Annotated in this window: 6 protein-coding genes; 1 reads left to right on the forward strand and 5 read right to left on the reverse strand. The window is 68.3% G+C overall.

Annotation, left to right across the window (positions count from 1 at the left end; all coding sequences use genetic code 11):
• Positions 1–290: 290 nt before the first annotated feature.
• Positions 291–1277 carry an LLM class F420-dependent oxidoreductase gene (locus ACYVII_RS18890; RefSeq protein WP_460537891.1) on the forward strand — a complete coding sequence of 329 codons (987 nt, stop codon included), beginning with the start codon at positions 291–293 and terminating at the stop codon, positions 1275–1277.
• Positions 1278–1449: 172 nt separating this feature from the next.
• On the opposite strand, the gene ACYVII_RS18895 is transcribed toward ACYVII_RS18890, so the two are convergent.
• From ACYVII_RS18895 to ACYVII_RS18915, 5 genes are all read right to left on the reverse strand, one after another.
• The gene (locus tag ACYVII_RS18895; RefSeq protein WP_460537892.1) at positions 1450–2037 is read right to left on the reverse strand and encodes a hypothetical protein; all 588 of its coding nucleotides are present in this window, start codon (positions 2035–2037) and stop codon (positions 1450–1452) included.
• A gap of 72 nt (positions 2038–2109) precedes the next feature.
• Positions 2110–2511 carry a hypothetical protein gene (locus ACYVII_RS18900; RefSeq protein WP_460537893.1) on the reverse strand — a complete coding sequence of 134 codons (402 nt, stop codon included), beginning with the start codon at positions 2509–2511 and terminating at the stop codon, positions 2110–2112.
• A gap of 54 nt (positions 2512–2565) precedes the next feature.
• Positions 2566–7995 (reverse strand): DUF6531 domain-containing protein, encoded by a 5430-nt coding sequence (locus tag ACYVII_RS18905; protein ID WP_460537894.1) that lies wholly within the window; start codon positions 7993–7995, stop codon positions 2566–2568.
• A 111-nt stretch (positions 7996–8106) separates the two neighbouring features.
• Positions 8107–8391: a pyrophosphorylase gene (locus ACYVII_RS18910; protein WP_423354985.1), complete on the reverse strand. Its 285-nt coding sequence runs from the start codon at positions 8389–8391 to the stop codon at positions 8107–8109.
• Positions 8392–8577: 186 nt separating this feature from the next.
• Positions 8578–13074: an FtsK/SpoIIIE domain-containing protein gene (locus ACYVII_RS18915; RefSeq protein WP_460537895.1), complete on the reverse strand. Its 4497-nt coding sequence runs from the start codon at positions 13072–13074 to the stop codon at positions 8578–8580.
• Positions 13075–13567: the final 493 nt, after the last annotated feature.

Consider the following 13567-nt stretch of genomic DNA (forward strand, 5'->3'; position numbering starts at 1 on the left):
CTCAACGTGACAACGAATTCCTTCGGCCTGGGCATGCCACGGCCTCCTCCCGATCAAGTATCAATCGAGAACAGCCAACCAGCCATACCCACTACATTAGACGCGACACGCTACTAGGTGTATGCGCTGGGACCAGCCGCAGTGCACCTAGGGTCGGCGCATACACCTAGTGTCACCATCGGTGAGCGGGGTGCGCGGCAGCGGGAGCGGCACCGGCAGCGGGGGCGGCAGCGGGAGCGGCAGCGGGGGCGGCAGCACGATGGCGCGCACCGGTCGCTAACGTGAACAGCATGCGATTTGGAACGTTTCTCCCTCAGGGCTGGCGATTCGACCTCGTCGACATCGATTCGGCCGAGCAGTGGCCCACCATGCGCGGTCTCGCGCAGAAGGCCGACGCGGGCCCTTGGGAATCCCTTTGGGTGTACGACCATTTCCACACCACTCCCGTGCCGAGCGAAGAGGCGACACACGAAGCGTGGACACTGATGTCGGCGTTCGGCGCGTCGACCGAGCGCATCCGTCTCGGACAGATGTGCACGTGCATGGGGTATCGCAACCCGACGTACCTGGCCAAGGTCGCGGCGACCGTCGACCACGTCTCGGGCGGACGCATCGAGATGGGCATCGGCGGCGGCTGGTACGAGCACGAGTGGCGCGCATACGGCTACGGATTCCCCGAGGTCCCCGACCGGCTCCGGATGCTCCGCGAGGGCGTCGACATCATGAAGCAGGCGTGGACGACCGGCACCGCGACCCTCGACGGGCGGTACTACCAGGTGGGCGGCGCGATCGTGCAGCCGACGCCGCTGCAGAGCGGCGGCATCCCGATCTGGATCGCCGGCGGCGGCGAGAAGGTCACGCTGAAGATCGCGGCGCAGTACGCGGACTACACCAACTTCACCGGCTCGCTCGACGAGTTCGACCACAAGTCGCAGGTGCTTGCCGAGCACTGCGAGACGCTGGGGCGCGACTTCGGCGCGATCACCCGCTCGTCGAACTTCAACACGATCATCGCCGAGACCGAGCAGGAGGCCAGGGACCGGCTGGATGCCGTGCTCGCCCGGCTTCGTCCCCACCTCGGTGACGAGCGCACGGCGCGCATCGAGCAGGAATACCTCGGCTCAGACGGCTTCGGCACACCGGAACAGGTCGTGGAGCGACTGCGGAAGCGGGCCGAGCACGGGCTCGGGTACAGCATCCACTACTTCCCGGAGCTCGCGTACGACACCTCCGGGTGGGAGCTGTTCGAGCGGGAGGTCATCCCGGCGTTGGCGTAGGGGGCCGCGCAAAGCGGCCGAGGTTCCGGCGCTTACGTCGCGGTCAGCGGAACGCCGGCTACGACGTACCGGTCAGCGGAACGCCGGCCCCGACGTAGCAGTCACCGGAGCGCCGGCTACGACGTAGCGGCCAGCGGAACGGCGGCCACGGTGACGGCGTACGGCGGGCTCGTCAGAGCGGCCAGGACGCGTCGGGGATCTGCAGATCCGGTCGGCGGGCGCGCAGGAATTCGATCAGCTGCGGGTAGCCCAGCAGGATGCGGGACGCATGGAACAGCCGCTTCGTCGCCGAACGCGCCACCACCCCGCCGTAGTTGTTCGAGGCCAGAGGCTTGAGCGCGGCGATGTCGCCGACCGCGACCGCACGAGGTGCCCCCACTCCGCGAAACACCCAGACCGTGTCCGACGTCACCTCCAAACGTGACCTCGCCATGCCGTGCGCCAGCCAGACGAAGAGGATGCCCACGACCGCCATGACCACGGCCGCGATGCCCATACCCGGCGTTGGGGACTCACCCGGTGCGGTCAGCGCGACGAGAAGGAGGAAGCATCCGATCACGATCGCGGCGATGCCCACGGTGCGCACCAGAACGCGCTGCCAGCGTCGGGAGCACACCACGAACAACACGCCGGCACGAGTCGCCTTCCACGTCGCCGTAGACGGCGCCCGTCGAACGAGGCTCGAGACGACCGCGGTCACGAGGAACAACACCACAATCGGCAGCAGAAAGCTGATGAGGAGAGCCGTGGCCTGGTTCATTCATCTCCCTCTCGGCGGATACACGTCGACCGCCCGCCATGCGTGTCGCCGGAGGCGACTCGAAACGCGAGTCTATGGCGCTTTGCGCCAGGATTCGGCCGTGGCTCCGGAAGAACCGAGACTCAAGTAGACACGCGAAAGCCAGCCGAATCGGAAGTCGTAGTCAGTGTGCGGCGCGAACTGGCGTGCCGCTTCCTTCACGTTGTCGGCTCGGACCCCCTTGTTGTACCAGACCTGGCCACAACTCGTGGCGAGTTTCACCGTGTAACCCGTGACCCTGGTGCCGGTGCGCGTCGGCGAGGACGAATAGACCTCGCACTTCACCCACTTCTGGTCGACCTGCTCCAGCCACGGCGACGCGAAGGTGTACCCGAGGAACAGCACCATCAGGGCCAACGCGACGAGGAGCACGACCGTGCCGATCGTCTTCTTCCTGGTCGTCGTTCGGTTTCCTTCCCCACCTGGCCGCCCCACCAGGCTACCGCCCGCCTGGTCGCTTCGACACGGCGCTCAGTGGCACGGATGCGTTCACGGAGCGGCGTGTGCGGGCACGTGACTGACGCCCGGCATGACGTTGGGCATGAGCAGACCAGTGGCTGCCGCCTTCGCATTGCTCGCGGGGTCGATGCCGTTGACCGCCATGTCGTTCGCGGTCGTTCCCACTGCTCCGACGACGTGTCTGCTGATCGACGACGATACGACTGCGCTCTGCGGGAGGGCATGGCGACCCACGCCCGCCGCATGCTGCGGCATGTGAACATGCGAGCCGACCAGATCCTTCACCTTGTCGCCGACGGAATCGGTGACCACCGAGGTCGCCGCGCCTGTTCCGAAGCCGATTCCCGCGTTCGCGAGGTAGCCGGAGGCGCTGCCGTGGAAGTCCGTCTTGAAGCCGTAGGCCAGGGTGTTCATGGCGGCACCGCTGGAGCCGCCGCTGAGCGCCGACTGCACGAGTGCCGGTTTCAGAACGGTGGCACCGGCTTTCGTCAGAAGACTGGCGCCGTCCGCGGCCGCAGCCCCGCTCAGCGACGTCGAAGCCACGGTCAGACCCTCGGCGACTCCGGCCCCGACGGCGCCTCCGAGGGCGCCGACCGCAGCATCCTCACCCACGGTCGCCCAATCCACCTTGCCCGTTGTGGCCTTCTGGATGGCGATCGACGTGCCGCCGCTGATGAGGGCACCGGAGCCCGCCAGCAGCGCCACCCCGAGTGGCCCGCCGACGCCGGTGCACATGAGGGCGATGCCCCCCGCGATGGCGACGCCTGCGACGATGTATTCCCAGTTGTGGCTCACCCAGTTGGTCGTGGCGTTCCAGGCCTTGGAAAGCCACCCCTGGGTCTGCTGCTTCAGCTCAGCATCCGTGAGCGGATGCAGACCCGTCGGGTCGCTGAACGCGAGCGGGTTGTTCCCCGCGTAGCTGTACGGGTTCGCTGCCCAGCCTGCGCCCAGAACGGGCGCCACCGGGTCGGTGGCCAGGAACGCATGGGTGGCAGGATCGTAGGGGCGCGCTCCGAGCCACTCGAGAGGGTTGGACCCGGTGAGGGCCCCTAGGGTGAGGGTTCCCGTCGCGGTGAGGCCGAGGCCGCCAGCCACTCGCAGCACGGGATCGACGCGCCAGGGATCCGCCGTGTCTGCCCTGTTCGCGCGCCAGCCGGGAGACATCCATTGGCTTCCGATGCCCGTCACCGCGCCGAGCGGCAGGACCGCCGTGTGGTCGATGCCCGCCAGAGTGGGGACCGGCGCGGCCGTGTCCCACCAGAGCGTGCTCGTGCCGGCGGCGGTCAGTCGCCCGAGTGCGTCGCTGTGCAGCGGAACCGTGTTCGCCCTACCGCCGGTCGACTTGTCGACGACGCGGTTCAGCCATCCTGTTGCAGTCCATTCGTAATCACGTACGGCGCCGTCCGAATGGATGGTGCGGGTACGGTGACCATCGAGGTCATACGTGTGCGTCGTCGTGGTGCCGTCATCGTGATGCTCGGTGATCAGCTGACCGGCGGGGTCGTAGCCGTACGTCTCCGTGACCTCATCGTCGGTGCGCTGCACCAGGCGTCCGTTCAGGTCGAACGACCAGCTCTGGCGGTTCCCCTCGGTGATCGCCTCGGTGAGCTGCTCGGCCAGGTCGTAGCCGTAGTCGGTCGACACGCCGTCGCGCGTGATGCGCGCTATCCGGCCCTCCTCGTCGCGGTGGATCACCGTGAGGTTCGAGCCCTCCGGCCCGGTGATGGTGTGTGCTGCCGTGTATCCGTCGACCCACTCCCATACCTGGTCCGTGACATCGCCGGACGGATCTGTGGTCCGCGCCGTGACGAGCTGGCCTGCGCTGTCGTATCCGAGCGTGACGATGCCGAGCCCGGGATGCTCGACACGGTCGAGTCGCCCGGCCAGGTCGTAGTGGTACTGCGTGACGCGACCGAAGGCGTCGACCATGGAGGTACGGCGGCCTGCGGCGTCGTAGGTCCAGGACATCCCCCTGGCCCGACCGTCGGCGCCGATACGGCTGTCGCGCACCAGGCGGGCCGCGCGATCCCACTCCATGACGTGTGTCACGGGTGAGTCACCCGTGAGGTCCTGGATGGTCTGGGTGCGGTTCGGAAGGTCGCGAGCGACCGTGCTGATCACGGCGCCGTCGACGCTGAGCGCCACATTCCGGCCCGATGCGTCGTACTCGAAGGAGATCCGTCGCCCGTCAGGCGACTGCTGCCACATCTGACGTCCGGCCGCATTGTATCCGGCGGTGGTCACGCGGCCGAGGGGGTCGGCCTGCGCAACGAGGCGGTTCATCCCGTCCCATTCGTGCCTGATCTCACCACCGGCGGGATCGATGATCCGCACGAGACGGCCGTTCTCGTCGTATTCGTAGCGGGTGACGCCGCCGAGTCCGTTCGTCACGGCGACCAACTGCCCGGCCTGGTCGTAGGAGAAGCGACGCGTCCCCCACCAGGTGTCGGCGGCGGAGACGATTCGACCGCACTTGTCGTACCGGTAGGTCGCCGTTCCGGACCCCGGCTGGTGCACCTGGACCAGCCGGCCGCACTCGTCGTACTTGGCCCAGGCGGCGTCGCCGTTCGGAAGGGTCTGGCGCGCCAGGAACGAGTCGGCGTCGTACTCGCGCCTCGTGACCCCGCCATCTGGCGCGATCTCCTCGACCAGGCGGCCGCACACGTCGTACGTGTACCTGGTCTTCAGGCCTGTCGGATCCGTGACTTCCGTCGGGCGACCTGCTGCATCCCGCTGGATCAGGGTGAGAGCACCCTCCGGATCGAGGATCTCCACCACTCGTCCGCAGGCATCGTAGACGAACGTGTGCGAGTCGTCGTCTCCGGAGGCCACGGCCTGCGGCCGGCCCAGCGCATCCAGGCGCAGAGTAGAGGCGAACAGTCCATCGTCAACGGTCACCGAGTTGTTCTCGGCGTCCATGACGACCGTTCGAGTCACTCCCGTCGGATCGGTCGTTCCGACGAGCTCGCCGTCGGCGTCGTACCGGTTGGACCAGACCCCACCCGTCGGGTCGACTGTCTCGATCAGCCGGGAGAGCGAGTCGTGCGAGTACGACCAGACCGAACCGTCGGGCAACTGCACCGAGGCCAGATTTCCGAGGTCGTCCACCGTGCGCGTGATAGCGCGGCCGAGCGGGTCGATGCTTCGCGTCTCTTCCCCTGTCGGACCGTACTCGATTTCCGTACGGCCGCCATCGGGCGCCACCACGGCCGCGAGCCTGCCGGCCGCGGTGTGCTCGAACCGCCACACGCCGCCATCCGCATCCCGCCGGCTTACCAGCACACCAGCGTCGTCGTACGAATAGGTGGTGCGATGCCCGGACGGCGTGACCGCCGCGATCACTCGACCCGCGAGGTCGCGCTCGAGCCGGGCCACATCTCCGACCGCGTTCGTCGTCGAGATGAGGTCGCCGTGCTCGTCATAGCCGAACCGGAGCACCACACCGGTCGGATCCGTCACCTGGGACAGCAGGCCGTTCTCCCAGACCATGACGCTGCGACCGCCGGCGGGATCGAGGATGACCGACGGACTCCTGTCGTCGCCCTCGTACTCGTAACTGGTCACGGCATCCGCCGTGCTTCCGTCGGCGGCGCCGACGACGACCGTGAGCACTCGGTCCCTGTCGTCATACCCGTACTGCAGGTCCACCCCGTCGGGGGTGACTTGATGGATCAGCCGCCCGCGGTCGTCGTACTCGCGAACGGTCTTCTGGCCGAGGCGGTCTGTTGCCTCCACCATGTCGCCATATGAGTCCCAGACGTACGATTGCCGGTTCCCGTCGGAATCGATCACACCGACCAGACGCGCGAGACCGTCCGCGATCCAGGTGTTCGCCCGTTCCCCGTTAGTGTCGGCGACCTCGGTCACACCGCCGGGCAGGTAGGTGTACCGGCTCGTGCGACCGAACGACGATCGCTGCCAAGCGACCCGGCCCGCCTCGTCGTAGCCGTTCACGAGAAGAATGACGCCGTCGGCGTCGATCACCTGCTCGATGAGACCCGACTCCTCGCCCCAGAGGTACTGACGCGTACCGGAGGGCCCGGACATCGAGGTCAGTCGACCCGCGTCGTCGTAGGCGTAAGCGACGCGTCGTCCATCGGACCCCTCGATCGCGGACACACGGCGGTCGTCCCACTCGATCGAGATCGACCGCGCCCGCTCATGCACGAGGCCGATCAGCCGCCCGTCCCCGTCGCGCATCAGGTCCACCCGGGTGCCCGCACCACGCGCGAATGACGCGAGGCGACCGGATGCTGCGAACATCCAGGTGCCGCCGGCGTTGTCGGACACGACGAAGCCTTCGTCGATCCTCTCCAGCCAGTACGACGATCCCGTCGCCCTGTCCCACCCGTCGTCGGAACGCGGGAACACCACGTGCCGGCCGTCCGGCTGAACCCAGTGCGCGGCATCCTCGACGAAGAGCAGTCCGCTCTCGGTCCACGACGACCAGCCGGGGCCGAAGGCGCCAGGGGTCGGATCGACCGAGTTGTACATGCGTGTGAAGACGAGCGCGCTGCAGGCCCCGTCGAACGCGAGGTCGGTCTCGGGCTCGATGAAGTTGCCGGTCGCGGTGTTCACCGGATCGTCGGCGTAGCCGCTCGTCACCAGTCCGCCCTTGACCGTGGGCATGCTGATGGTGAGGTCCTGCCGCGTTGCGGACACGTGAGCGGCGGCCAGTGCGGCGGAGATCGCGGCGTTCGACAGCGTGCACACGCTGCCGGAACCGCCGGCCTTCTCGAATGCCGCGGCAACCACCTTCGCCCAGGTGGCTTCCTGGGTGTTGCCCTGGATGAACTGCTGGAACGCGGTCAGAACGCTGCTGGCATCCAGGCTCCCCCAGCCGCACGACGAGGTGAACGCCGTGTAGGCCTTCTGCACGGCGGAATGCTGGGTCGTGAGCGCGGTGTCGTTCGTGCCCGTGGTGCTCGCGAACGACGTGAGGTTGTCCGGAATCGCCGAAGACGTTCCCGACGAGGCGCCGCCGGACCCCGGGTGAGGAGTCTGCCGGGTTCCGACCGGGGGCTTGGCGGCCACCGGGTTGAGCGGCGGAGCGGGCGGGCCAACCGGAGGCGTGTCGCTCTGGCCGAACACGTTGTGCTCGACCCAGCCCCACGCGGAGCTGAGCCCACTCTGATGCTTCTGGTCCTCTTCCCACTTCCGCGCCTTCTCGCGGCGCTGCTGCTCAGCGTCGGCGGCCTTCTGCAGCTCCCCGGTGAGCGTCGCCACGGCGCGCAGGGCAGTGGACAGCTCACCGGCATCCTTCACCTGTGTCGCACCGTTCGATGCGAACAAGGTGGAGAAGTACCCCTTGAACTGCTCCTCGCCCTTTGCGCGCGCGGACTGCATCGAACCCTTCTGGCCATCGATCACGCCGGCAGCCGTGTTGCACGCCGAGATCAACGCCTGAGCATCCGAATCGGAGAACTTCACGTTCTCCTTGTATGCACCCAGATCAGCCATGGCAGACGCCTACTCCCCTACGAAATCCTCGAATTCACCGACATCACGGGAAACGGGCTCGGTCCGCAGACCGGCCCGGTTCGCCTCTGGAGCCGAGCGACCCCGTCGAGCTCAGTTACCGCCGCCGGCGGTGAAGATGTTCGTCGAGATCGTCTTCAGCTCGCGGTGAAGCTCGTCCAGCTTCTGGATCGCGTTCTTCAGCGCCGTGTTCGTGCTCGGCCAGGTGTCGTTGCGGAACGTCTCCGCCAGCGGCCCGTCCCAGTTGTTCGGCTCGGACAAGATCTTGCCCTGCGCGTCCAGAGCACTGATCTGGTCGGTGAGACCGCCGTTGATGATCGTCTGAATCTGCGAGATCGCCGCCTTCGCGGCCTCCGTCGACAAAACACGAGAAGACATGGATATCCCCTAATTCCTTTTCGCCTGCTGAGCAGGACACGATAAGACCCCGGGTCATCCCGTACGAGAGCAGAGGATGACCGCGAAGCACTTCCCTACGATCCCGCCGGATTTCCGTTCCGCGGGCCGTTGAACCGATGCTAACGGCACCATCGGTCACGGGGACATGGGGACAACTCCCCATGCTCACGGCAACGGCAGCTGCACTCGTTCGAAGGCGCCCCTCGCGACGTACACGCCTCGCCCCGGCGGGAATTCGTTGCGCGCCGCACGCGGCAGCGGGGTGTTCAGGATGATGTCGCCGTCGGTGCTCTCCGGTTGCAGCAGGAGGCCGCGCCTGCTCGACTTCGCCTCGCCGATCATCCCCCAGCCGGATGCCCAGCCGCTTTGATCGCCATCGGCGAGAAGGAAGTGGTCGCTGCGGTTCACGGCCTTGATGAGGTCGGTCAGCGCCGAGTCCGCCGCGGACTGCGAGAAGTCGCCGATGGACTCGATGAAGACGGCGATGCGCGTGCCGCCCTCCTCGCGCACCGAGGCGCTCACCTTGGATGCGAGCGCGTCAGCCGCCTCCGCTGTGGTGGCGACCTCCGCCCAGATGGGTTCGCGCGACGCGACGGACCGCGAATTGCCGATGTAGTACAGGAGCGCCGATGGGTCGAAACGCCGCAGGGAGCGGGCCATCGCGATGAACGCCGTCGTGCGTCCGCTGGCAGGCGGACCGGACAACACCATCGCACCGACGGGGTCGAATCCGATCGGCACCAGATCGGTCTCACCGATGCCGAGAACAGGGCTCTCGCCCACCCGGTCGGGGAGGGAGGCTTGCGGATATTCCACGGGCAGCGACCCGACCTCCGGAGCCAGCGTCACGCCGGCTCGCTGCATGGCCTCCGCCAACTTGGCGACCTTGGCCGACTGCTCGGAGACGACGGAGGAACCGCCGAGCACCGCGATCTGGGTCTCCAAGCCGTCCACGAGCGCCCGGCCGGGTGGCGAGGTGGAGGAGAGCACGTCGTGGGGTGCGTCGAGCATCCGGTAACCGTCGTCGTCGGCGAGCCGCAGCACGACGTTGCGCTGCACGCTGGCCGACACGGAGCTCGGCACGGCGCCGCCGCGGTCGGCCGTGAAGGCGGTGTGGATGCCGAGCTGGCGGCCGTCGGTGAGGATGTCGCGGAAGATGTCGTACAGCTGCGCCCGGTTGCCCACCGCCTCGAAGTCCTCCCGGAAGCTCGGGAACCCGTCGATCAGGAGCAGGATGCGGGGCTCCTGCGGTCGCGCGGTGAGCGCGCGGTACTCGGTGATGTTGGATGCGTTGGCGTTCGCGAAACGCACGGAACGGTCATCCAGTTCCTTGCGGAGCATGCGGAACAGCCTCGCCACTCGCTCGATGTCGTCGCCCTTGACGACCGCGCCCACGTGCGGCAGCTGATCGAGCATCCGAAGAGCGCCCGCACCGAAGTCGAGCGCGTATACCTGCACGGGACCGCCACGCGGCGTGATGGCTGCGGAACAGGCCAGTGTGCGGAGCACCGTCGACTTGCCCGAGCCGCCGGTGCCGTAAATGGCGAGGTTGCCGTCGACGTCGGGCTGGAAGTAGATCGGCACCTGCTCCTGCAGATCGGGCACATCGGCGACCCCGAGCAGAAGTTCCGAGTCGGTGCGCTGCCGCAGCAGGCTGAGGTCGTACGCGGGGGCCAGCTCCTCGAGCCACGGCCGCCGAGGAGCGGGGATGCCTGCGACGCCTTGCGCGTCGATCATGGATGCGACGAGCCGCTGCTGGTCCGTCGGGCCCGGGTCGCGCCGCAGGTCGGCGTCGGGGTCGGGTGCTGTCGGGTCCTCCCAGCGCACCTCGCCACCGAATCGCAGCTCAGCGACGTCGATGCCCGCACGTTCCGGCTCCCTGCTGGTCCAGCCTCCCGCGTAACCGGACTGGAAGAGCGTGAGCCGCCCTGGGCCGGTCTTCGCCACACCTCTGCCGGGGATCCCGGGGTCGAAATGGGCGGCATCCTTCGTTCCCACCACGTCGGTGGAGTCGGCCTCGTCGGCCATGCGCAGCGCGACGCGCAGGTTCGTGTTCGCGCGCAGGTTGTCCCGGATCACACCGGCCGGGCGCTGCGTCGCCATGATGAGGTGGATGCCCAGGGAACGACCGCGCTGGGCGATGTCGACGACACCGTCGACGAACTCGGGCACCTCGCCGACCAGGGCGGCGAACTCGTCGATCACGAGCACCAGGGCTGGTGGACTGTCGGGGTCGCCGCGTCGCTCGAGCTCGAGCAGGTCCTTCGCCTTCTTGCGATTGAGCAGGTGCTCACGGTGCCGCAGCTCGGCCCGCAGGCTGGTCAGGGCGCGGCGCACCAGGTGCGGGCTCAGGTCGGTGACGAGGCCGACGCAGTGCGGCAGGTGCACGCAGTCGGCGAACGCGGATCCGCCCTTGTAGTCGACGAACAGGAACGTCACCCGGTCGGGGCTGTACTCGGCCGCCATGCCGAGCACCCACGCTTGCAGGAACTCGGACTTGCCGGCACCGGTGGTGCCGCCGACCAGCGCGTGCGGGCCCTGCGTGCGCAGATCGAGGTGCATGGGATCGATGCCCGCGGATCCCACGGTGGCACGCAACGTTCCGGTACGGCGGGGAGCCGGGGCCGCGCCGCTTCTGTCGTGCACCGAGTTGTTCTGGCGCCAGCGATCCACGACCGCCTCGCTCGCCTCGACCAGGTCGTGGCCGAGCAGCGTGACGAGCGAGATGGATCGCGGCAGGTCGCTCGAGTCCGCCGTGACGGCGCCCGCATCGATGACCGCCGCCATCCGCCGGGCGAACTCGAGCGCGCGCCCGCCGTCGACCGTCTCCGTCGCGACATCCTCGATCACCTCACCGAGCCGCACAAGGCCGACGCGACCCTTCCCAGGGTCGTCGCTCAGCTCGAGGTAGGTGCGGCAGACGGCGGGCAGCGCGGGAACATCGTCCGCGATCCAGATGGGATAGACGCCGGCATCCGCGGCGCGCTCGGCGAGTTGAACGAGGCGCGCCCGGTCGACCGACGCATCATCGGAGATGAGGACGACCATGGCGGGGATCTGCGCCTGCGTGCCCTGGTCGGATTGCTCCTTGCCCACCTCCGATCCGCGGTCGAGCTTGGCGGCGTCGGCCTTCATCGCACCTCGGCGGTGCACCTGCCGCGAGGCAAGACGGGAGTCGATGAGGCCCTCGAGCGCCGAGACCAGGGTCGCCCCGCTCGACGCGCTGTCGGCGAGATGCCCAACCCCGATCGGAGACTGCGGGCTCGAGGTGTGCGGGATCCATTTGAGCCACTCGAGCTCGGCCGACCACCTCGGCGAGACGATCGCGGCGACGGCGAGCTCCGCCGGAGAGTGCAGCGATGTGAGCTGCACCATGATCGAGTTGAGGCTGCCAATCGCCTGATGCGGAGACCCGGCGATGCCGAGAGCGCCCGAGTCGTAGAGGTCGTCGACAATGGGCACGTTGTCGATCGTCGTGTGCGAGGCCACCACGTCGTCGAGGCGCTCCTGGTAGGCCTTGAGGATCTCGCCGCGGCCGCCCGTCTTGATGGTGTTGCGGCTCTTCATGCGTCCGACGCCGAGCCGCACGTTGAGGAACGACCAGTGCTCCGGCCGGCGCGTCCACAACAACGGCCCGCGGAGTATCGCCTGGTTCAGCGCGTCATCGGTGGACGGGGACTCCTTCGTGCGCAGCCGCGTCTCATTCGCGAGCTCCGCGTCCAGCTCTTCCGTGAGCCCGGCAAGCCGTTCGTCGAACTCTGCGATCGACTTCTTCAGGCGGCGCTTGCCCCTGCGCTTCTCGGTGAGCGAATTCCCGATCATCATGACCGGCGACATCAGGATGAACAGCAGCGAGGTGATCTGCTGAGAGAACGCGAACATCAGGCCGCCGACCAGCAGCGGCGCGATCATCGCCAGAAGCGGGAACGGCTGCGGCTCGGGCTCAGCGGGAGGCTCCGGTGCGGCGAACTCCTGCCCGGCGTAGCGCACCTCGACCTTGGGCGAGCGGTTGAAGAACACCGGACCTGCCTTCGGTGCCATGCCGGAGGCATCCGGATGCGTCACCGTGACCTTCACCTCGGAGTCGCCGATGACCAGCACCTCCTCGCGCTTGATGCGCAAGCGCGGAACGATGCCCCCGTCGACGACGATTCCATTGGCGCTACCGAGGTCGACGACCTCGACCGCATCGGATGTCTCGAATCTGACGTGCCGCTTCGAGACGAGTCCGTCGTGCAGAACGATGTCGCAGCCGGGGTCACGCCCCAGCACCGTGGTGCCGAGCGCCAGCGGGAAGCTGCTGCCGGCATCCGGGCCGCTCAGCACGGTGAGCGTCGCAACCTGGATGCGACTGCCGGCTTCGTTCGCCGTGAAGTGCACGTCGGCCGGCGCGAGCTGCACCACCGCACCGCTGGCGATCCAGGCCTCGCCGACCGGCACATCCGGCGGGAGCGGCACCGACTCCGCCTGGCCGGGAAGCGTGGCGCGCAGTGTCAGCGGCGCCGCTTCGGCCGAGGGAACGGATGCCAGTGCCTGCGCGCCCATCGGGTCGAGCAGCGCGATCGCGGTGGCGATCTCGGAGATGCTGGCTGCGGCATCCGCCGTGACGACGATGTCGGCGGGTGTGCCGGAGGGCCGATTGAGCGTCAGCTTGAGGCGCATGGCGGAGACTCCGAGACGGTCCGGCGCGGAACCCACAGGCGGGAACCGCGCGTCGCGGGAGCGACATCCGCGACCCACCCACCCTAACCGGACGCCCGGCCGTGCGCCGCCGCCGGCTGCGCTCCGCGGCGGCTGGGCTCCGCGGCGGCTGGGCTCCGCGGCGGCGCCCGCCCGAACGCGGACGCCGGCCACCGCGACGCGGACGTCACCCAGTCCCGACGCGAGTGCCGCCACCCCGACGCGGACGCCACCCAGTCCCGACGCGAGTGCCGCCACCCCGACGCGGACGCCACCCCCAACGCGAGAGCCGCCACCCCGAACGCGCGAGCCGCCACCCGAACGCGTCTGACGCCACCCCAACGCGAGACTAGTAGCTCGTCGCATCTAAACGCATGGGTATAGGTGGCGGAGTTTCACGCGGGCGTCGGCTGTTGTGAACTGCCAGTCGACTTGCCGCTGGTTTTCGTTGGTGGCGTGTTGCCAGGCGGCGAGC

The organism is Humibacter ginsengiterrae (genome assembly GCF_054780115.1).

Excerpts from the sequence above, each read along its gene's own strand:
- ACYVII_RS18895 (WP_460537892.1), bottom strand. The coding sequence starts at position 2,037 with ATGAACCAGGCCACGGCTCTCCTCATCAGCTTTCTGCTGCCGATTGTG.
- ACYVII_RS18905 (WP_460537894.1), bottom strand. The coding sequence starts at position 7,995 with ATGGCTGATCTGGGTGCATACAAGGAGAACGTGAAGTTCTCCGATTCG.
- ACYVII_RS18890 (WP_460537891.1), top strand. The coding sequence starts at position 291 with ATGCGATTTGGAACGTTTCTCCCTCAGGGCTGGCGATTCGACCTCGTC.
- ACYVII_RS18910 (WP_423354985.1), bottom strand. The coding sequence starts at position 8,391 with ATGTCTTCTCGTGTTTTGTCGACGGAGGCCGCGAAGGCGGCGATCTCG.
- ACYVII_RS18915 (WP_460537895.1), bottom strand. The coding sequence starts at position 13,074 with ATGCGCCTCAAGCTGACGCTCAATCGGCCCTCCGGCACACCCGCCGAC.